At 58.5% G+C, this 21,182-nt stretch carries 13 protein-coding genes; 6 read left to right on the top strand and 7 right to left on the bottom strand.

Annotated features, from left to right (window positions below):
- Positions 1-263 (top strand): ATP-binding protein (locus GM909_RS24105; RefSeq protein WP_235912055.1); only part of this gene is annotated, 263 nt, incomplete at its 5' end.
- Here GM909_RS24105 and GM909_RS24100 read toward each other — a convergent pair.
- From GM909_RS24100 to GM909_RS24090, 3 genes are all read right to left on the bottom strand, one after another.
- Positions 254-907: a TetR/AcrR family transcriptional regulator gene (locus tag GM909_RS24100; RefSeq protein WP_235912054.1), complete on the bottom strand. Its 654-nt coding sequence runs from the start codon at positions 905-907 to the stop codon at positions 254-256. The two genes, GM909_RS24105 and GM909_RS24100, sit on opposite strands and share 10 nt — an antisense overlap.
- Before the next feature lie 186 nt (positions 908-1,093).
- Entirely contained in the window at positions 1,094-4,204 is a 3,111-nt protein-coding gene (locus GM909_RS24095; protein WP_157020003.1) for an efflux RND transporter permease subunit, read from the bottom strand.
- On the bottom strand, positions 4,204-5,313 hold the full coding sequence (locus GM909_RS24090; protein WP_235912056.1) for an efflux RND transporter periplasmic adaptor subunit: 1,110 nt from the start codon (positions 5,311-5,313) through the stop codon (positions 4,204-4,206). The genes GM909_RS24095 and GM909_RS24090 overlap by 1 nt, the downstream gene beginning before the upstream one ends.
- 85 nt (positions 5,314-5,398) lie before the next feature.
- On the opposite strand from GM909_RS24090, the gene GM909_RS24085 reads away from it, so the two are divergent.
- The 5 genes from GM909_RS24085 to GM909_RS24065 all read left to right on the top strand — a co-directional run bounded on the left by GM909_RS24085 (position 5,399) and on the right by GM909_RS24065 (position 10,451).
- A complete protein-coding gene (locus GM909_RS24085) occupies positions 5,399-5,977 on the top strand; it encodes a TetR/AcrR family transcriptional regulator (protein ID WP_157019999.1) in 579 nt (192 codons plus the stop codon).
- Positions 5,978-6,022: 45 nt separating this feature from the next.
- The gene (fabF, locus tag GM909_RS24080; protein WP_157019997.1) at positions 6,023-7,327 is read left to right on the top strand and encodes a beta-ketoacyl-ACP synthase II; all 1,305 of its coding nucleotides are present in this window, start codon (positions 6,023-6,025) and stop codon (positions 7,325-7,327) included.
- A gap of 66 nt (positions 7,328-7,393) precedes the next feature.
- Positions 7,394-8,209, top strand: coding sequence for an oxidoreductase (locus tag GM909_RS24075; RefSeq protein ID WP_157019995.1), 816 nt, complete (start codon positions 7,394-7,396; stop codon positions 8,207-8,209).
- A gap of 438 nt (positions 8,210-8,647) precedes the next feature.
- Positions 8,648-9,721 (top strand): protein kinase domain-containing protein, encoded by a 1,074-nt coding sequence (locus GM909_RS24070; RefSeq protein ID WP_198174387.1) that lies wholly within the window; start codon positions 8,648-8,650, stop codon positions 9,719-9,721.
- A 229-nt stretch (positions 9,722-9,950) separates the two neighbouring features.
- Positions 9,951-10,451 (top strand): hypothetical protein, encoded by a 501-nt coding sequence (locus GM909_RS24065; RefSeq protein WP_157019991.1) that lies wholly within the window; start codon positions 9,951-9,953, stop codon positions 10,449-10,451.
- A gap of 68 nt (positions 10,452-10,519) precedes the next feature.
- On the opposite strand, the gene GM909_RS24060 is transcribed toward GM909_RS24065, so the two are convergent.
- The 4 genes from GM909_RS24060 to GM909_RS24045 form a co-directional block, all read right to left on the bottom strand.
- The gene (locus tag GM909_RS24060; protein ID WP_157019989.1) at positions 10,520-13,135 is read right to left on the bottom strand and encodes a phospholipase D-like domain-containing protein; all 2,616 of its coding nucleotides are present in this window, start codon (positions 13,133-13,135) and stop codon (positions 10,520-10,522) included.
- Entirely contained in the window at positions 13,132-14,742 is a 1,611-nt protein-coding gene (locus tag GM909_RS24055) for a hypothetical protein (protein ID WP_157019987.1), read from the bottom strand. The genes GM909_RS24060 and GM909_RS24055 overlap by 4 nt, the downstream gene beginning before the upstream one ends.
- A gap of 141 nt (positions 14,743-14,883) precedes the next feature.
- A complete protein-coding gene (locus GM909_RS24050; RefSeq protein WP_157019985.1) occupies positions 14,884-16,812 on the bottom strand; it encodes a hypothetical protein in 1,929 nt (642 codons plus the stop codon).
- Positions 16,799-21,037 carry an HTH domain-containing protein gene (locus GM909_RS24045; RefSeq protein WP_157019982.1) on the bottom strand — a complete coding sequence of 1,413 codons (4,239 nt, stop codon included), beginning with the start codon at positions 21,035-21,037 and terminating at the stop codon, positions 16,799-16,801. The genes GM909_RS24050 and GM909_RS24045 overlap by 14 nt, the downstream gene beginning before the upstream one ends.
- Positions 21,038-21,182 lie beyond the last annotated feature (145 nt).

Genomic DNA, 21,182 nt, shown 5'->3' with positions numbered 1-21,182 from the left:
AACGACGGAGCGACTGGCGGCGTAAAACGAACCCGATCCACCTTAGCCAAGCCGCCAAACTGTCTCATCAGACGGGTCCACCTCTCTCGACCATCGTCACCAGCCAGGTGCCCGTCGACCATTGGTATGAGATCATCGGAAATCCCACCATCGCCGACGCCATTCTCGACCGCCTCGTGCATAACGCCTACCGCATCGAACTGACCGGCGACAGCATGCGAAAACGGCGCGCGCCCGAAAACCCAGAAACAGCTCAGGCTTGACCAGAAACGAAACTCGAACCAAACCTCAACAACGACCCAGGTGATCCAAAAAGGTGGCCGGTTTCAAATTGGAATTCCGGCCGGAATGAAATTGGAAAGGGTGGCCGGCGATTGTTCGGAATCACTGGCCGGTTTCGTCGGAATGCGCATTGAACGCAGTGCTCGATCAGAATCGGATGGAAGAACGGCATAAACGCGATCTTGACCGCCCGCGCCGCCTCGGCGGGATCTTCGGCCTCAAACTCACCCGCCTCGACGCCCTCACGGATGATCGCCTCGAAGATCGTCACCATGCGATCGAGATGCGCCTTGATGATCGTCCGGTTCTCCCGCATGGCAGCGACGATCATGTCGTGCAGCCGCTTTTCCTTGAGCAGTTTCGTCTTGTTGTGCTGGTGAACGGCGGTCAGGAGCCGGTCGAGTTTCTCCGAAGCCGGCGCGTTCGTGCATGCGATCGCAAAGGCGATGTCAGCGACCTCGTTTATCACTTTCTCGCAGATGGCCTCGTTGATCGCATCTCTGGAGGGAAAGAATCGGTAGACGTTCGCCCGGCTCATGCCGAGTTCGGAGGCGATGTCGACCATCGAGGTCTTATGGTAGCCGATGCGGCGAAAGTGCTCCTCCGCCACCTCCAGGATGCGCATGCGCACCTCGTCGGGATCAGTTCGCGTTCCGATTGGTTGATACATGGTGTCTCCAGAACGGATGAATTGGATCTGCCGGGCTCGCCTTCAACGATCATCTGCAAGTGGCAAGATCGTGCGGCCCTGTGCATGTTCAGGCAAAGCCAGCGGGCGGGAACTTGACCCGTCTCCTCCGACAACAGGCCGCTACTCGGCAGCCATTGCTACTTGCAGTTCCCGTTCCTCCGTCCAAGCCTCATGGATCTCATCCGCAGCCGGCGTGATCCGGAACCACGTGGCATAGAGCGCGGGAAGGAACAGCAGGATCAGCACCGTGCCGACCGCCGTGCCGCCGATCAGCGTATAGGCCATCGATCCCCAGAAGACGGAACTCGTGAGAGGGACGAAGGCCAGCACCGCAGCAAGTGCGGTCAGGATCACGGGCCTCGTGCGTTGCACCGTGGCCTCGATGACGGCGTGATAATCGTCCAGGCCGGCTGCTTGGTTCTCCTTGATCTGTTCGGTCAGGATCAGCGTATTGCGCATCAGGATGCCGGCCAGTCCTATCATACCCAGAATGGCGTTGAATCCGAAGGGCTGGTTGAAGGCGAGCAGCATCGGCACGACGCCCACAAGGCCGAGCGGTGCCGTCAGCATGACCATGGACATCGTCGAGAAGGATCGCACCTGCAGCATGATGACGATCAGCATGGCAGCTATCATGACCGGGAAGACTTTGGCCAGCGCGGTGTTGGCCTTTTCAGCCTCCTCGATTGATCCGCCCAGTTCGATGCGATAACCGGCCGGAAGAGATGCGATCAGCGGCTGAAGGGCCTTCATGATCTCCTTGGAAACCTCTGGGGGCTGAGTCGCTTCGTTGATGTCGGAGCGGATCGTGATGACGGGCAGGCGATCTCGACGCTTCAGGATCGGCTCTTCCATACGGATCTCCGAATGGCCGATCTGGTCGAGCGGAATCGAGCGGCCATCCCGGCTCATGAGCGAGAAATCCGCCAAACGTGTCGGATCCAACCGCTCGCCGCCTGCGCTGCGTGCCACGACGGGGACATTGCGGATATCCTCGCGAACCTGGGTAACGGGGATGCCGGTGAGCAGGAACTGCAGTTGCTGGGCCACTTCAGCCGGCGAGAGTCCGATAAGGCTCAGTCGATCCTGATCCGGGATGAAGCGGAGCACGGGCGTGCGGCTGCCCCAATCGCGGTTGGCCTGCCGCACATCCGGGACGCTTCGCATGATGTCGAGGGCGTCGTCGGAAATACTGTAGAGTTGCACGGGATCAGGCCCCATGACCCGAAACTCGACTGGAAATGGCGTGTAGGGGCCGAACACGAGCTGCGTGACGCGGACATAGGCCTCGGGCGCAAGCCCCTGGGACACCGCCTCCCGGAGCCGGTCCTTCAAGGCATCGCGCGCCTCCGCGTCCGGTGTCAGCACGACGATCTTGGCAAAGGCGGGGTCAGGCAGTTCCGGCGCCATTGCGAAGAAGAAGCGCGGAGCGCCCTGACCGACATAGCTCGTGACAATCTCGGCCTCGGGCTGATCGTCCAGCCAATCTTCGAGCTTCTCGACCGTGGCGGTCGTCGTCTCAATGCTGGTCCCTTCCGGCAGGCGAATCTCCACCAGCACTTCGGGGCGGTCGGATGTCGGGAAGAACTGCTGTTTGAGAGAACCCATGCCGACAACTGACAGCGCGAAGGCGATGCCGACGATACCGCAGGTCACGAATTTGTGGCGCACGGCAAAGGTGATGAGTCGCCGCAGGCGCCGATAGTTCGGTGTGCCGTAAATCGCGTGGTGACCGCCTTCGACCGGTTTGATCTCGGGCAGCATCTTCACGCCAAGATAGGGCGTGAAGATCACCGCGACAATCCAGGAGGCGATGAGGGCGAACCCCACGACCCAGAAGATGTTGCCGGCGTATTCGCCGGCCGTCGAGCGGGCGAAGCCCACCGGCAGGAACCCGGCGACCGTCACGATCGTTCCCGACAGCATCGGTGCGGCCGTATGGCTCCACGCATAGGCGGCCGCCTTGATACGGTCCATGCCCTCTTCCATCTTCACAACCATCACCTCGATGGCGATGATGGCGTCGTCCACGAGAAGACCGAGCGCCAGGATGAGGGCGCCCAGCGTGATGCGGTCGAAGAACCGACCGGTTTCCAGCATGATGAGGAACACAACGGCGAGCGTCAGAGGGACGGCGGCCGCCACGACGATGCCGACACGCCAACCCATGCTAATCAGGGCGATCAGCAGGACAACGCCAAGTGCCATCGCGAACTTCATCATGAATTCGTCGACCGCCGAGGTGATGTTGACGGCCTGGTCGCTCACCTTGTCGAGCGTCATCCCGAGCGGCAGTGTCTGTGCGATGGCCGCAGTCCTGTCCTCCAGCGCCTTGCCGAGCGCGAGACCGTCCCAGCCCTCTTGCATAACCGCCGCGAGCATGATGGTGGGCTCGCCCTGGCGTCGGATGAGGTAGGTGGGAGGATCCTCATAGCCGCGGCGGACATCGGCGATATCGGAGAGCTTCAACGTCCGCCCGGCAGTGACAATCGGCGTGTCGGCGATCGCCTGTACACCGTCATAAGCGCCGTCGATCCGGATGAAGACCCGCGGCCCCTGGGTGTCGATCGAGCCCGCCGGCGTAACGGTGTTCTGCCGCTGCAAGGCGGCAACGATGTCCTGTGCCGACACGCCGAGGGTAGTCAGCTTGGCATAGGAAAACTCGACGAATATCTGTTCGGGACGTTCACCTAGAATGTTGATCTTTTTGACGCCGGGTACATGCAGGAGGTTCTGGCGGATCACCTCGGCTTGCCTCGCCAGTTCACGCATCGGCATGCCTTTGGCCTGCAGCGCATAGAGGGCGAAGCTCACGTCTGAATATTCGTCGTTGACGAACGGGCCATAGACACCGGACGGCAGATTGCGGGCTTCATCCCCGAGCTTCTTGCGGGCCTGGTAGAATTCCTCCTGGACGACAGATGGCGGTGTGCTGTCCTTGAGCGTGACCGTCATATACGCATAACCTGGCCGTGTGGTTGTCTCCACCCGGTCGTACCAGGTCAGCTCCTGAAGCCGCTTCTCCAACGGTTCGGCGACGAGGTCCTGCATCTCGCGCGCCGTCGCGCCCGGCCAGGCCGTGGTGACCGTCAGGGTCTTGATGGTGAAGTTGGGGTCCTCCGCCCTTCCGAGCATGAGGAACGCATAGGCGCCGGCGGCGACCAGCAGGAGGATGAAGAACAGGGTGACGGCGCGTTCGCGAACGGCGATCGCGGAAAGATTGAGGTTCATCACTTACCCCTGCTTTCAGACGCAATCCTGACGCGAGCGCCCTCCTGTAGAAGATGGGCGCCGAGCGAAACGATCGGGTCGTTTGAGTTCAGTCCGGAGACCACGGCGGTTTCGCTGGTCACCCGAACAAGCTGGACGGGCTGAAACTGTACAGTGGAGGTGGCGCTGTCCAGGACCCAAACGCCGGTCTTCTCGCCGTCATCGAGCACGGCTCCCAGCGGCACCTGGACTTGCGGCTGGCGTGCCTGGCTTGCGAGCCGAATGGTTACCGTCGCGCCAAGCGGTGCTGCAGCGGCCTCTCCGTCGAGCACATAACGGGCCTCATAGGTACGGGTCTGGGCATCGGCGGAGTTCGACAATTGCCGCAGATGTGCTGTGTAAAGACGCCCATCGCGCCCATACACGCTGGCCTCGGCCACCGAGCCGATCGCCGGCCGGATCGTTTCGGGCAGCGCGACCACCGCTTCGCGGGGGCCGGCCTGGGCGATCCGGACCACCGTCTGGCCAGCGGAGACAACCTGCCCCGGCTCGCCAAGCGTTTCAACCACCGTTCCATCCGCGTCCGCCAACAGGACCGCGTAGGTCACCTCATTCTCGGCAACCCGTGCTTCGGCTTCGGCGGCGGCGAGTTGCGCCTCGGCTGTATCCAACGCAGCCTTGGCCTGCTCGTAGCGCTGTCGGGGAACCCATCCATCTTTGAGCAAACTGGCGTATCGCCGCTCATCCGGCTCCATCTGAGCGACTACTGCACGCGCTGCGGCAACTGCGTTGCGCTTCGCCGTGAGAGCGAGGCGAAGGTCGGTGTCGTCGATCCGCATCAGCGGCTGGCCGGCTTTGACCTCCTGGCCGACATCCACGAGCCGTTCCACGATCTTGCCCGGGACGCGAAAACCGAGATTACCCTCCACCCTCGCCCCTATGGTGCCCGTGAAGCCGCGTTCGGACCCGGCCACCGGCGCTGCCTTCGCTAATCTGACGATCGGCGGTTCCTGCCTCTGGTCGTTCACGGCAGAGGCTTCCTGCGTGGGAATGGCAAGTGTGGCGAATGCCGCCGCCCCTGACATCGCGATCAGGATGCCCCCCAGCACAATTGCGGGTCTCTTTTTCACGCTCATTGCCTCATGCCAAAATAGATTGCGTTCGCACTCTATATAGGTTATAGATTACGAATGCAATCTAAAAAGAGGATGGACGATGCGCGTGAGTCGCAAGCAGGCCGCAGAAAACCGCGAAACCGTAATCAATGTGGCAAGCCGCCTTTTTCGGGAGCGTGGCTTTGACGGCATCGGCCTTAAGGATCTCATGAAGGGCGCCGGGCTGACCCAAGGCGCTTTCTACAAGCAATTCGCATCAAAGGAGGATCTCGCGGCGCAAGCGTCCAGGCGGGCAATGGAGAGCGCCACCCACCGATGGTCGGCTGCGACCGCGGCACAGCCCGAGGATCCACTTGGCGCGGTGATCGCGTTCTACCTCAGTATGGACCATCGCGGAGAAAGGATGGACGGCTGTCCGATCGCAGCGCTCGGCTCGGACGCCGCCAGACAGGGCGACGATGTGAAGGCATCGTTCGAAGCCGGGATCAAGGAGTATCTCGAAATCCTCGGCCGTTTGATTGGCGAAACCGACGGCGAAGAGCTCAATGGCAAGGCCATGGCCGTTCTCTCGATGATGGTCGGCGCGATGGTGCTATCGCGCGTCGTCAACAACCCCGACCTCGCCCAGGCCTTTCTGGATGCAGCGACCAAACAAGTTCGCGAAGCCGTCGCCGCTTGAATGGCGGGCAGCGCTGGCGACGCATCCAAATTGATAGGAGAATAGATGCGACGGATTGTTGTTACAGGCGTGGGAGCGGTCACGCCCCTTGCTGCAGATGTCGAAGCGTCCTGGTCGCGCCTCCTGGCCGGTCGCTCGGGCATCCAGAGGCTTCCGGACGATGTGGTGGGAGACCTGCCGGCAAAGGTCGGTGGCGTGGTTCCCTCCCTGGAGGAAGACCCCGAAGCCGGCTTCGATCCGAGTACCGTCTTTGCGCCGAAAGACCAGCGCAAGGTAGACCGATTCATCCTCTTCGGGCTCGCGGCCGCACAAGAGGCACTCGACCAAGCGAAGTGGGCGCCCATCTCGGAAGCGGATCGCTTGCGCACGGCCACCATCATCGCTTCGGGCATCGGCGGATTCCCCGCCATCACCGAGGCGGTGCGCACGGTGGACACGCGCGGTGTCCGCCGCCTGTCACCTTTCACGGTGCCGTCCTTCCTGGTGAACCTCGCGGCGGGCCACATCTCGATCCGCTACGGTTTCAAGGGGCCGCTGGGCGCGCCGGTGACGGCGTGCGCGGCCGGCATCCAGGCGATCGGCGATGCGGCTCGTCTTATTCGCGCTAACGAGGCCGATATCGCCGTGTGCGGCGGAACAGAAGCATGCATGAATATCGTCAGCCTCGGTGGTTTTGCCGCAGCTCGTTCCCTTTCCACCGGCTTCAATGAGACACCGGCTCAGGCCTCGCGCCCTTTCGACATGTCGCGGGACGGCTTCGTCATGGGCGAAGGCGCCGGTGTCCTGGTCATCGAGGAACTGGGCCACGCGCTTGCGCGCGGTGCGAAACCGCTCGCCGAGCTCGTTGGCTACGGCACGACGGCGGATGCTCATCACGTCACCTCCGGTCCCGAGGACGGCGACGGGGCGCGCCGAGCCATGAAGATCGCGATTGCCCAAGCCGGCATTTCGCCGCGCGAGATCCGTCATGTCAATGCGCATGCGACCTCCACGCCAGTAGGCGACCTGGGCGAGATCGAAGCTATCAAGAGCGTGTTCGGACGCGATTTCGCGATAGCCGTGAGCGCAACGAAATCGGCGACCGGACACCTGCTCGGAGCCGCCGGCGGGCTTGGTGCCATCTTCGCAATCCTGGCGCTCAGGGACCAGGTGGCGCCGCCGACGCTCAATCTGAACGTGCCCGATCCGTCCGGCGGCGGGATCGACTTCGTCGCAAACCAGGCCCGGCCGATGGCGATGGACTACGCGATCTCCAATGGCTTCGGCTTCGGAGGAGTCAATGCCAGCGCGCTATTCCGACGTTGGTCGGACGAACGGGCCGGCGGGAGCGCCGGAGGCGCTCATGATTGACGCCCTTCGCTCCGACCTTTCGTGCTTCTCCCACGCCAATCCAACACAAAGAAAGAAGTGACTTCCATGAACAAGACCAATCCTGGCGTCGCACTGGTGACGGGGGCATCCTCCGGCATCGGGCGCGCGACGGCCAAAGCCTTGCAGAGCGCGGGCTTCCGCGTATTCGGAACCAGCCGTCGTGCAGCCGCCGAAAGCTCCGACGGCATTACCATGCTGGCCTGTGACGTGACGGATGATGAGTCCGTGGCGACGATGGTCGAGGAGGTGCTGGCCAAGGCCGGGCGCATAGACCTGCTCGTCAACAATGCCGGCATGGGTCTGCTTGGTGGCGCGGAAGAGTCCTCGATGGCCCAGGCTCAGGCGTTGTTCGACGTGAACGTCTTCGGCGTTTTCCGCGTGACCAACGCGGTGTTGCCGACAATGCGCCGTCAAGGGAAGGGCAGGATCGTCAATTTGAGCTCGGTGCAGGGGTTCATCCCAGCTCCCTATTTCGCGCTTTACTCGTCGACCAAGCATGCCGTTGAAGGCTATTCCGAATCGCTCGACCATGAACTGCGTCCGTTCGGAATTCGCGTAGCATTGGTCGAGCCGGCCTATACCCGCACGTCATTCGAGGAGAATCTCGCAAAACCGGATCAATTGCTCGATATCTATGACTCTGCGCGCGCTGGCATGACTGCAGCCGTGCGGAAAGCGATGGAAAAAGGCGATGCTCCCGAAGTCGTAGCCGAGACCGTCTTGAAAGCCGCGACCGCTTCGGTTCCAAGGAGGCGCTATGCGGCGGGAAAAATGGCGAGCCAGGTCAGTTTGCTGCGCCGTTTCGTCCCCGCATCCGCATTCGACAAGAGCCTGCGAAAGCAGCTCGGCCTGCCGATCTGAGATCTACATCAACGAGATGTTGTTTCGCCCGAGGCGACGGGAACTGACACTCTTGACGCTGTGTGAGGAAGGCGCACATCGAGGCGCAAAGCTGCCTCCCGGATATTGCAAGACGAGAATCTGCTTCACATTCGCAGCCTTCGTTAGGCAACTTGCCGGACGCGGAACAGCAGTAACACATTCAGCCCTAGGGGTGTCGTGGAGCCATACGGACAGCATACCTACGCCGCCAGAATCCGAGAGGACAATCGGAGCCTGTAGCGTATATCCGGTAGGTGTGGGGATCGACGGTAGCGGTCCCTAGACTCGATGCCCTATCGTTGCATCTCCTACGCTGGAGCACGCCAAATCGAGCCGCCGGCGTGCGCTTTGTTAGCGCGCTTGACCAATATTTGGCTGCCGAGGTGTTGTCTCAAAAAGTGCCTGAAGGAGGCCGATTTGTGTTCACTACTCGAGGGAGAACTGACCGAAGACGAGATTCAGCTCATTATTGAGGCCGCACTATCCAAGCACGGCCGTATCGCCAAGCGCGGTGGCGGGATGTGTGGTTCTGTCTATTTCTTCGACCAAGGCGAGAGTGTTCATCCCCGATGGGTGGTCGCCAAGGTACCTAGAATCCCACGTGGAGATCCGTTCGAGCGAAACCGACGTTTTCTGCGTGAAATTGAGATCCAGCATCGCACCTTCTATCATCGATTCGTATGCTGGCCGTTCGATTACCGAATGGTCCTTGACACTCCCGTGGCGCTCTATCGAGCTTGGGACGACGACCTCGCACAATGGATCCCACGTTCAGAGTTCTCGGCCGTAAGCCGGCTCGCCGTCCTGTTTTACCTGTGCTCGGCACTCCGCCACTGCCGAAGCCGAGGCGTCGAGTGCCACCAAGACTTGAAACCGCAGAACATCCTCATGCGGAATGTTGGTGATACTCTCCGGGAAGCTCCCGGTTCCGACGTTTTCAATTTTCCGCTGCTCGCTGACTTCGGCCTAGCTAACGCTGGGATAGAGTTTCAGAACGCCGAGGGTGCAAGGCCGTACATGGCGCCCGAGCAATGGATCGAGAAGATAGCTAACGGTTTGTCCGATGTGTTCGCGCTGGGAGTGATCATCTTCGAGGTCATGACTCTGGGATCGCACCCCTATGGCGGCAAAACGCGCGAGTGGTGGCCACACCCCATTGAAGGCGCATCCAAGAAGTGGCTGCGACCGGAAACTTGGGAGAAGTGGGCCAAGGCTGGCAATCCGATCGCTCCCGCGACATTCCTCGCCAACGGCGTCGAGGAGATCGCGCGCAGGTGCATGGCACCCGACCCCGCTGACCGGCCACCGTTGGACCTGATCCAAGCCGAGCTACTTACCGCCCTTGCCGCGCTCGATACCGAAGCTGGCAGCCAGGCCTCATTCCAAGCGTCCCATGCCGACAATCATCCTATTGATAGTGAGTGGCCATACCGCGACATGCAACTGGAAAGGCTACGCAGGTCAGTTTCGGATCTATCCACGGCACCGTGAGAAGCCCTAGCGTTTGTCAGCGGGTTTCGCTGCGGCCATCCGATAGGAGACATTCCCGACACAGCCCACATACAATGCTAGGCAGCTTTGCGCCCCCATTGACGGTCGCCAAGACGTGTTAGCCAACCCTCCATAAGCAGACACCGCCTGCGCCACACCTAGCTGTCGTCCAGCAGCGATAACATGGTTATCGTGCTACTCTTGAATCTAGCTACCTGGGGAGGGCTAGATGCACGATTACCGAGAGGCTCTCAGGGGATATGTGGATCAAGATGCAGTTCTATTTTTCTGCCTATTCTCACGCCTTGAATTCGCGTTGAAGAGGGGCGGATTTTTGAAAGGCCAGGTAGGCGGCAAGGCTGAACCGCACTGGGAGAGCTTCGCAAACGCATTGGGAAATGATCTGTTCATTGCGCTGGCCAAAGCCCCTCAGGCGAGCATCTTCTTCAGCCAGCAACCAAAGCGCCTAGTCGTTGCAGCCGCAAACGAGATCGAGTTCGTTAAGCCAGCCGACATCAAGAATCTCCAAATGCTGTTCGAAGCCGTCAAGTTGGTCCGCAACAATTTGTTTCACGGCGAGAAAGTCTATGTCAGCCAGCGCGATCGGGACCTAATGGGGCATCGGTATTCGTTCTCAACACCGCGATTAACGCCTGTACTAAAAACGATCAATGTAAGGCAGTGCCCATCGCCTTCATGTTTGCGGCGGTGGCGGGATACCCGTAGCTGATCGTTCAGCCAACTTGTTGACAAATCTTGGCGCTTGCCGGCCAATGACACAGAATGATCGGAAGGGAACTATACCGCCCGTTGGCCAGTTCCGCGGGCAATATGCTCCAGGTCCAGGAGCTTGATCGAGCTTGTAAGAACCTTCTTCTCGGCGGCCGGCGCACCGGCGGGTTCCAGCAGGATGGCCTTCTTGTCGTTAGCGGATGCTAACACAAAAGGCAGATCGCGCTCTCCCAACCACTGAACCAACTCACCGGGAACCGGCAACCTTCCCGTCGGTAAATCGACACTTCTTAACCCGTGTAGCAACCGCCCAAAGGCAATATGTTTTTCAGTCCAATCGAGGTCGACTGGAAGCGAGTCATCCCACACCGACAAACACGGATCTCGGTATTCAGCCCAAGGTTCTAGCTTCGAATAGGCCGCGGCGGAGAGCGCGACCGGAACCACATCTGCTCGGGCTTGTAGTCTCGAAATGTCAATCTTCTGGCCGGGAACGGAAGCACAGTCCGCTCCAATCTCTCGCGCAAACCACAGCAGAAGATTGTCGATCAACAGGCGCTCTTCGGCAGCTCTTGTGTTCGCGGCAGCTTCGAGCTTTTGCGCAATCCTTCCTGATCCGTAGAGCGCGCGAACTGCGATATCAAAAGCCTTTTTTAGTTGCTCCGTGCTCACGAGGCTCGTGGGTCGAATGCGCCCGCTGATCGGGCCATTGACCTGGGGCGGGTGCTTTCGCAGTTGCTGTAGCAGCGAAAGGACAACGACCATGCGCCCTAGCGCCCACGCCGGGGTGTGAGTGCCGGCCGCCGCCTCCTCTAACCTAGCCTCAAGGCGGTTGATCATGTGGCTCAGTCGCTTCCGGCAGGCGGTGACCAATCGCGGCCAGTCGACCTCTGCTATATCGGGATCAGCATCCAAGTTCTGCGCAAGTTGATCCGACGACGGCTCGTCCTGGGTATCTCCCTCATCCAGATCAGGCGCATCCCCGTCCTTCGAGGGCGCCGGGGTCGGCGCAGCGAGGGAACGAATTAGGGCTGAGATGATGTCCGCGATGAACCCATCATTCAGGCGAGGTCGTCGCGACGCGCCCTCTTGTGGTAAAGGCAGACTCACACCACGCGGGCCGAATGGCACCTCGGAATTCACCTCGTGCGCTCCGCCGGTCTCCTCTTTTTGTGGCCGACTTGATGCGGGCAATACCGGGTCCGGCTTGTCAAGGACATGTCTGTCAAGCAGATCCAGAAGCTCCGTGAACCCGGCCGTATTGTCGAGTGCGCCTAGGTGATCAAGAATCCGCAAACTCTCCCGTGGAAGGGATGCTGCTCGAAGCGCCTTCTCGTCGTTTAAAAGCACGAACGCCAGTATCCCGTCGCCGGCACTTAGGCGATGTATCCCTCCAACGAGCCGGGCATTGCGAAGTTCGATCGAGATACCATCCGCCGTGCTTGCAACCGTTGCAGAGATTTCCCCGCCATCCGGCGCCTGAAGGATCACCTCCGAACCTTCTGGAATTTGTAGACCAGCGATGAGGAGCCGATCATCAGCGAGTTTGCCAACTAGAACCGGCGGGTGCGACAAGTCGGAACTCTCTCGTTCTCGGTGCCGAAGTTCCCGACTACGAGCGGCGATTTCTTCGAGTGCCAGTTGTTCAACGGGAGCGGCTTCGGCGAGCTTCTCGAGACCTAGCGCATCAAATGCTGCCAATCCGCTCTCGCCAACCAGGCACAGGTTCGCTTCAATGTTCCAGATGCGTTGCGACAGCCAGCCAGCGCCGGTTGGATTTGCACTCCCAAGACTAACGATCAGGCCATCAGTGGTCTCAATGGCGAACGCCTTGCCGTGCACGAAGCCGATTTCCGCAGGTTCGGGCCAGAACCTTTCCATTGCCGCCGCGTCCACAAACTTGGTGGAAGGCGGAGCCAAATCGGGCTGCGGCAACACCGCCGTCTCTGGTTGAATACCAACCACGATCTCCTCAGGGGCGAGCGATTGGTGAATGGTACGAAGAAGAGAGAGATCCGAGTCGAAAAATGGGCCGACTAGCCACACGCGCTTCGCAACACCCGTAATCCGCTCTCGAATTTGATCCCAAAGTGAGGATTCGCTGCGCGACCCTAGGAAACTGATTTCCCGACTGGCCGGCTGGTCATTCTTTGGGAGCAAGGCATCCAAGCGCCCGCGGATCTCCGAGAGAAGTTTTGGATTAATCGCCTCCGAAGCTTGCAGCCAACTGGCTGCATAATCCACCGCGTCGCGTAAAACGTCGGATGGCGGAATGCGTCCAATTCCCCAGTAGGCAGTCAATTCTTCATTGTGCGAGTAACCCGCGTCGGTTGCGTTGTGACTCCCAATCGCAAGCAACGGCTGCTTTTCTGAAAGAAGTGCGATGATCTTGGGATGGAACGCCCCGACGTGGGAAATCGGGGCAAGGAGGTAGTCAACGCCTGCCCGTGCCGGTCGCCGAAGTGGGTCAGCCATTGCTTCGGAAAGCTGCCCTACATCGGCGAGAACGATGTTCAAGCGTGAGCCAGCGCGCTCAAAGGCGCGCAACAGAACTTCTTCATAAAACAAGCCGTTGAATGCGTAGGTTGTGACGATCGATACGTCCAGCTTCGCGCCGGACTTCGCCATGTCCTTGATGCTCTTGAGGAGTGGGAGCCTCTCCGCATCACCAGAACCACTCACGTCTCCATCTCCTCAAGGATTGAGAGGCCCAGCGGCGTAAGTCTTGGAAGATGACCTGCTTCCGATGTTGTAAGTCCGAGATCTCGCAATATTTGCAGCGCCTGCCGAAGCCGCGGCTGAGTTTCAACGATCCGTTCCATCTCGCGATGCACAAAGTAGCCGAGGTCGCTGGAACGGAACATCAGCGTGTCCTCGCCGGATTGTCCCATCTTGCGGATCGCGATCCGCTGATGCGTCACGAGTACCTCGGAGACGAGTGCTTCTAGCCACGCATCGGCATCCAGGCGTGCCCAGCATTTTTCCGCGAGGGACCGCAAACTATTCAAGTTCAAGGGATATCCGGACAGACTTCCGGGCGGCAGATCAAGCTCACGATAGCTGTCGCCCTCCTCTTCTTGGAGTCGCGATGCCAAACGAACGAGCAACTTGATCGCGCGCTTCACGGGCGGAGGGTTTGATGCGAGCAACTCACGCCAAAAGGCGAGTTCGTGGTCCGGGTGTGCGGCATCTACGAGGGCGGGCGCCTCGATCGTGTCATTTCGGAGGAGCGTTTCAAAACCGGCAGCTGGACGGTAAGCGAATGCGGGCGTTGAGACGAGCCACCGGGACAAGCCTTGGATATTCCCCAACGCCTTGGGATGCCCGTCTAGGGCGTCGAGTGCGTTCTTGAAGAGGGTTGACCAAGCTAAGCTGAGCATTTCGTTGCGAGCATAGAGCGCCCAGCCGCGGCGCACAGCCTCCAATTGTTCACTGAGCACCCACGGTTGGTCGCCAAGCATCCCCGAATAGCAGTTGGCCAGGAACTCCTTGACAGAGTCCTCGGCTGGTGCTCCGTCTCGATGAAGCAAGAACTGTAGGATGAGGGCAAATGTGGTGCGGCGGGCAACCCCACTGGCCGAATTGTCCCTCAGGAACAATGAGATTAGTGCCGTCTGTGCCGAATCTCGCCCATCAGCGTGTAGATTACACGGGCAGAAGGTCGCTAGATGATCAAGATCACTGGCAGTGACGGAGCCCGCTTCCACGGCAGCAAAGAACAGGTCTGCGTCTAGGCCGTCTCCGTATGCGTCCGCTAAAGGCGCGCCGGTTTCCAGCCAATACCCTACACCCGTCCGGATATCTCCCCGTAGGACGGTATACTGGTCACGCAGCGGCCCTAGATAATATTGCCCTAGACCGCCAAGCGGATTCTTGAAATAGCGCGACTTGTTGTCGTCGTTTCGATCTGCGTACTTGTAGAGACTTACCGTCCTTCCGTCTGCAAGCTGGTGAGCCACGGGTCCGAGCGTGAGGCGTCCGGGACACGCAGCGCTGTGACGCGTGATATCCTCCTGCGTCGAAATTGCGTGTCGCTCCGCGATCAATGTCATTAGGCAGTCCGCTACGCGAAGCTTCTCGCGAAATGCGGCGTCCGTCGCATCTAGATACCGAGCTTCAAATGCCCGGATGAACCATGGATAGAAACCGAAGTAGGCGGCCCGGTCGGTCACGTTCGTCACACCCGGCAGCAGCCGCGTGTAGATTGTCACGCAGGGCTGCTGAGTGCCCAGGTTGTCGAGGCCGATCTTCTTCTGCGGCCTCTCAATCCAGCCGACGGTCTGCTGCATGTTAAATCCCCCCACCTATACGCTGGAACGCGCCAGAGCGACATCATCCTTCTCCGCCGTAGATCGGCTTCGCTGCCTCCTGAAAGCAAACCGTGCCCGCAATCACGCTGGAGGGTCCGGGTAGCACCGTCATACCCTTTTCTAGCGAGATGCCGCCGCCAGCGCGGCTTCCGCTCGCCCCAATGTGGTCCAGAGTTCGGGCACTATGCTGCACAAACATCTGACGTGTGAGTGGAGTCGTGTCGCCTCGTCGCACGTCAGGACCGAATACGCGAGCTCGGTGGCCCACTCACCTACATACTCGCACCATTCGTCGAGCTCAGGGTGAGATGCGGCAGCAACCATGCCGATTCGAAACAGATTTTCAGCGGTGACGTCGATCGCCCCGGCTGCTTTCGTACGCCGTATGAGCACTCGCAGTTCCTGCGCCAGTTGAGGGCTGCGGGTCACCGCAGCCACCGAAGCTAGGCCGCTGAACACATGAAACAGGCTACCCTTTTCAGCACCCTGCTTGAGGTAATGCTTCGCGCGTTGCAGAGCCTTTACCGCCTGATCGGCAAATTTGGGATCCAGTTTGAATATCAGGGCCGAGTTGATGAGCTCGACGAAGGATTTCCAGTCAATCGATTCCTTGGAAAGTGCCTCGTCGATCGAGCTTGCCAATTCAGGCGGCAGGGGTGTTTCTGGCGTTATGCCGCCTTCTAGTGGGCCCGGGAAAAAGGGCATAGGAAAGTGCATTTGGCGCCTGATGCTGCCTTCTGCCTCTGAAAGCGTTAGCTCTTCAATGGCCCGCGAGGTTATCTTGTCCTTATGCCGTTGCGCGGCATTCGCGATTCTCCCAATAAACTCCGCTTTCAGTTGATCAGGCGAAATGAAGTCAGGCATCCATTTCGGTTCCAGGCGCAAGTCACACAGCGTTTGCAGGTAAAATTGTTGCCCCCTGCCAGAGTGGGCCCATTCGGTGAAGCTTCCAACGTCGATGGGAAATGACTGTATGCATCTCTCGATCAACGACGCCTGAGCTATCGTTGCCAAGCGACGCCAAAACGGAGGCTTGTCTGCTAAGATTTTTGCTCGAGACACTTCACCGTCAACTAGCACAGCCAAGGCTGACAGCAGACGGAATCGGCTGTTCGCGGCCTCCGCATCGTCGTCACGGATCTGCTCAATCATGCCAATTATGGCTGCTTCTAACTGCGGATGGCGGTCGAGAATCGATAACCCAAGCTCAATGGCACCGAGTTGTGACAGCCTGTCTCCTTTTTCCTCCAAGTCCTCGTATATCGTTTGAAGTTCGGTGGAACTGGCGCGATCTAGGTCAATTTTTGGTGGGACCGAAGAATGTGCGGAGAGAAGCAGCGCTAGCTTAACGCCCTCGATCGCGTTCCACGCTATCAGCTCGGCAATGTGTGCCGTTAGTTCGCTCTGAACGTAAGGATCCAGGGCCGTTTCCTGCGCACACTCGCCGGCCAATCGGTCGAAATACCGCGCCGAACGAGGTACCAGGGATTCGAAGCTGCTATGTCCTTCTTCCACTTCAGTCGAGATGCGCCGAGCAACGTGGACTGGGGTGTCTTTGACATCTTCATGCAGCTCATCAACTTGCTCATCATCTAAAGGGTCGGAGCTCAGCTTCTTTTTCCAATAAAAGCGAGCTGCAGCAGGAAGATTCAGGTCTGTCGCGACGCGCTCAAGGTTCGACAATCGCGCGTCGGCATCCTCTAGAAGCATCCAGAAATCTGGAAGTAATAAACTGCGCTCGTCCCGCGACAGCTTTGTTCTACCAAACTCTGCGTTGATCACTTCGACCCGCCAAATGTTCCCGACCTGATCCTTGATGTCTGGCCTCTCTTTTGGATCCTTCAGCACGGTGCGAATGCCGGAAAACAACGAGGATCTCGACACCGACACGCCGGTATCCCCAAACGAGACTTGGACATCAACTTGAAAGCCGTACCTGGAACGAAACCTCTCACGGGATAGAAGTGCACTCCTGATCGCAGGGGGATAGAAATCATCAAGAAGAGAAGCCACAGCGACACGCGTGACCACGTCGTCACCGTTCTTCATCTGAAGCATCCTTGCTGTTCATGTCGACCACGTGTGCAATCGCAGCCTCAGCTGATTGCAGAATCTCTTCGAATATCCCTGGGTCGTGATCCTTCAAGGGGTCCAGTACCGTCTTCTCAAGCCATCCCCAATACGCCGAGACGACATCCTTTGTGGCTTCCGGAGGAGACCGCAAAAGCGAAAGCACCAACGTGAAGCCGCCACTTCGGGCCAGCGCCTGACCTCCTTCGAAGCCTGAGCTCTGTGACCAGCCCCTCATATCCAAGAGCTCGAGCAACCAGTTCGAGCGCGCAGTGATATCCCCTACGTCGGCTCCATCCACCCACTGCGCCCGAAGGGTGCCAGCAATGCATTTCTGCAGCTCAGCAAGCCATGCGACCTCTTTTGGCAGGGCCAGTGCGGCCGACATCCGATTTTGAAGTATGATCTCCCGTATCGCTTTTAGGTCGGCAATCTCCTGTAGCTCTCCGTCGATGACGTCAGCGGCTAGTATGTATTCCTTCAGCTCATCACCTTCGAGGGCCATGAACGTGAAACCGGCTTTGCGAAGAGTCGTTCGATGATCGAGAAGCTCACCCGGCTTGATGGAACGTCTTTCGGCAAGGGCACCTAAGAGTTCCGCCGAAGTGACAATTGGCACAAGTGTGCCGCCTGCTTCGATGTTCTTGTGCTGATTGATAAAGCGATCGTCGACCACAACCGCGTCGGAAAGCGGGGCTACATCCAAAATGGACACTGTTGGATGAATGCGGAAATGGTCGATACCCTCCCGCTCCCCAACTGGTAGCGGACCGAGCCTAATTTTCCCCGAACCAATGCCTCGGGCCAAGCTCAACCGGAGATTCTCGACGATATCTTCCGCTTTCGTGGCTATGCTGTCGTACTTGAGAAGCGCACTTAGGTCTTGGCTCTCATCCTTGGATATAAATGCGTCAAAGCCTGCTGCCTTTAGCTTGGAGAGAGCGCCGACATGCTGCAGATAGTTGACCGCTAGGCTATCAAGATAGAGAACCGCGCCGTCTGAAATGTTTGGTTCATTGGGCCAGCGCTGCTCATTTTGCCTCAAGTACAGGCGAGCTTTCTCGAGCTGAGAAGCCGTTAGTTGCCCCTTCTGCCACAATTTCTCGATTACGTTCATGCAACTGCATAGATGATCGGAATAGGCAGCTAAATCCGCAGTCTCCTCCATCAATGACCCGGTCTTGTGAACGGGGTATGATCGAACAACCAGGCGTTGCCCGCCTGACGCGTTCGCATCGCCCTTGGCCGCAGCAAGGAGCGAAGCTAATTCCAAGCCAACCTCAGCCGACAGATCAGCATCAACCGTTTCCGTAGGGACAAAACGTTGAAGTTGTTCATCTTGCAGGAGAGCGCGAAGTTCCGTGGCTGCGCGGATCCGACTGGGTTGGTGGAACTGAATGCGTTGCTTCTCCTCGAAAAGCCAGCCGAGCGTGGTATGCGGTATTGCCAATTCTTCAAAGGATTCAATAACCGCGTCTGTAATGCCGAGGATGCCCATTGTCAGCAGGGACGTGGCATCAAGGGCAATCCTTCGCGCTTTCGGCACGTCTCTGGGGGTGGCGCCACTGTAGGCGAAAACGTGCGCTCGCCTTCGAGGATCGGGTTCCAGCATGTTTGAAAGGGCCGGGATCAAGAACAGATCACAAAGCGTCCGATTGATGGAGGCCGCAGCTCCAAAAATCGGAACCTCGCCCCTCTTTAGCGCCTTCCAGGTGTCCTCCTCTCGCTTGTTCCACGCTGGATTACGATCAAGAAGATCACTTAAGGACATTCGCTGAATCGGGTCAGCTTCATCAGATTTTTCCACTGCCGTTCTAAACCACGCCCCAACCTCCTCGTCTTCTTCCCAACCGCCGTTCGTCGCGATTCCGAATGCAGTAAGCAGTATTCGAGGATCGTCTTGTGCCTCTGACACGGCCCACCGGGTAAGCTCTCTTGTTCGGGGCGAATGGACGGTCTGAGCCAACTGAGCGGCCCTGATCAGCTCTTGTGCGGTCCTTTTCTCCCGGTTGGCCCACTCAGCTTCCACATGTGTTGCGAGCGTTTCCCAGTCTCCTGAGGCGATCGCCAGATGCACCGCCATCTCGCGATAGTCCGCGCGATCCTTCTCGGCTCTAAGCTCTGCCAGGACCTCGGCCGCGGATATCAGATCGCCGTTTTGGAACAGGCTCACGCACCAAAGAGACTTTAGAAACTCGGACTGTCTTATAAATTCGGGATGATCGCTAAGCAGCGCATGAATCTCCGGCTCCCGCCCAAGCTCATTTAATGCCCGTGCCAGCCTCTTAGCAGAATCGACCGAAGGCACCGCGTCCAGAAGAAGACGCGAATAGTGCACCATCTGCTCCCAACTACCTCGCTCCTCGAGAAGATTAATAAGGTTAGTAAGGCTGTTTAGAGATGGAGCACTTTCGTACTCGGCTATTCGTACTGCGATTGGATCCGATCCTCTTGCCTCCGAAACCATTCGTTCAAGCGACAAACGGAAACGCTCATCAACGCCATCGCGCGACAACTCTTCCAAGCGCGCTTCTGCCAACGACACCTGTCCCGAGCGGCTCAACATCTCGATTTCAAGTCGCGCCAATGAAGTCGCATCAAGATGCTTAGCCAGTTGGTCGCGATGCTGCGAAAGGTACTCGGCGACATCGGCTTCACTCGATAGCTTGAAAGCCAGAGCAAACCGCGCCAACGCCGCATCGCTCGATTTTCCCCCTGTGAGTGCCGTTTGTCGGTCGATTTCCTTTGTGGCCTCATCGACATCGACAGGCAGGCCAAATCGAATCGCAAAGTTCAGGCGCCTAAGGGAATGTCGACGATCAGAGATGCTCTTGCGAAGCTCTTCTAGAGCAGGTTCGCGGCTCTGAGGGTCACGTAGCCGGAGCCAAAGTGCATAGTCCGCCGCGATATCAGCTGCCGACTTGAGGCCGAGGCCTTCCGCGGCGGCGGCGCAATATTCAAAGTGTTCACTTGCCTTGCGGTAGTGGTTAAGCATTTCCGAGGTCGTAATCAGCGGAAAGCTTTCCACCTCGAAAGGTATTTGTTGAATGACGAGGCGTCGAAACTCCTCCGGCACTCCCTGGACGAGATGAGCCATCGCCGCCATAAAAAGTAGCGCCGGAGTGTCGCGGTAATCCTCGCCACTGAATGACTCGACCGTCACGAGGGCGGTGTGCCATTCTTCGGCCTCAAGGCACTTGGCTAAGAATTGAAACTTGCCATCGGGATCGAGATCCGCTGGCGAATAACCGACTTGGGAAAGCCACCGTAGGGCTTCAACGGCCTTTCGCTCTTTGTTCGCGATGAAGAAGGCAGCTGACTTGGCTGCTGGTAGGTCAAACTCGGTGAGTTTGCTGAGCGCCGCCGCCTGATCGCCCTGTGCCGCGATCAAAAAAGCGTCGACAATTCCAAGTATCACATCGGGTGTACCGTAGCCCTTTGCGACAGACAGCAATTCCTCAGCACGCGCCGTCCGACCGAACACGAGCAGCCGGGCACACCAGCACAGGGCAGACGCTCGTTCTGAAGGTGAACCCGATTGGAGATCGCCCTCTAGGATACGGCTCGCAAGGCTCTCGGCGGCCTCAAAATTGTCAAAGCCCCCAAAAAACCGAGCTTTGCGCAACCGATCTCGCTCTGACCGTATCTCGCGGTCAATGATCCCACCCGATGTCGTTGAGGCAGCGATCTTGGACGTTTGTTCCGAGAGGGCCTCGATTCTCTTTTCGATCTGCCCAAGTTGTGTGTAGCTAAAATGCTTCCGAATTAGATCTTCATGTCGAGTTAATCGACGAGTGATCTCTGACCACCAATACACATGAACGCTGAAAAATCCGCTTTGTTCGTGTTTCTCGGTAATCGAATGGACATGGTCCTGTATGGCAACATCGTTCTCAGCGGTGGTGGTGAAAATCAGTTCAGTTAGCTTTGGCCGAAATTTTAGCGCCTTCGCAACTTCCCGATCAATCTCGCTCACTGTCAGCTTTTTCGGTGGCCATTTCGCCTTTCCTTTGCACTGGACGCCAGCATGCCCGGCGCCATTTGGACGACCGTAGATATCTATACCATTCTGGCGCTGACCTTGGCGGCCGTACCGCTCTGTGTTCGGATATCGCCATTCGCGCTCGAACAGATCAGCGCACATCTCCTCGAACGCGTCCCAACTTTTTGGGGCAAGCAATTGGCTATCGGCAACGGACGACACGAAGAAGCACCTGTTATGACTCGGATATAGTTCGATTGTAGCGACGACGGACGAATCTTAGGATTGTTGAATTACAATACACGATGCGAATGGTCGCGATCTCGTTGAAACTCTCAAGACCTTCGGCGAGCTTTGTCCTGGGCAT

Origin of the sequence: Mesorhizobium xinjiangense, assembly GCF_009749525.1 — a bacterium.
Taxonomy (GTDB): Bacteria; Pseudomonadota; Alphaproteobacteria; order Rhizobiales; family Rhizobiaceae; genus Mangrovimarina; species Mangrovimarina xinjiangensis.
The sequence above is the reverse complement of the archived record's forward strand: the minus strand, read 5'-3'. Positions and strand labels throughout refer to the sequence as shown.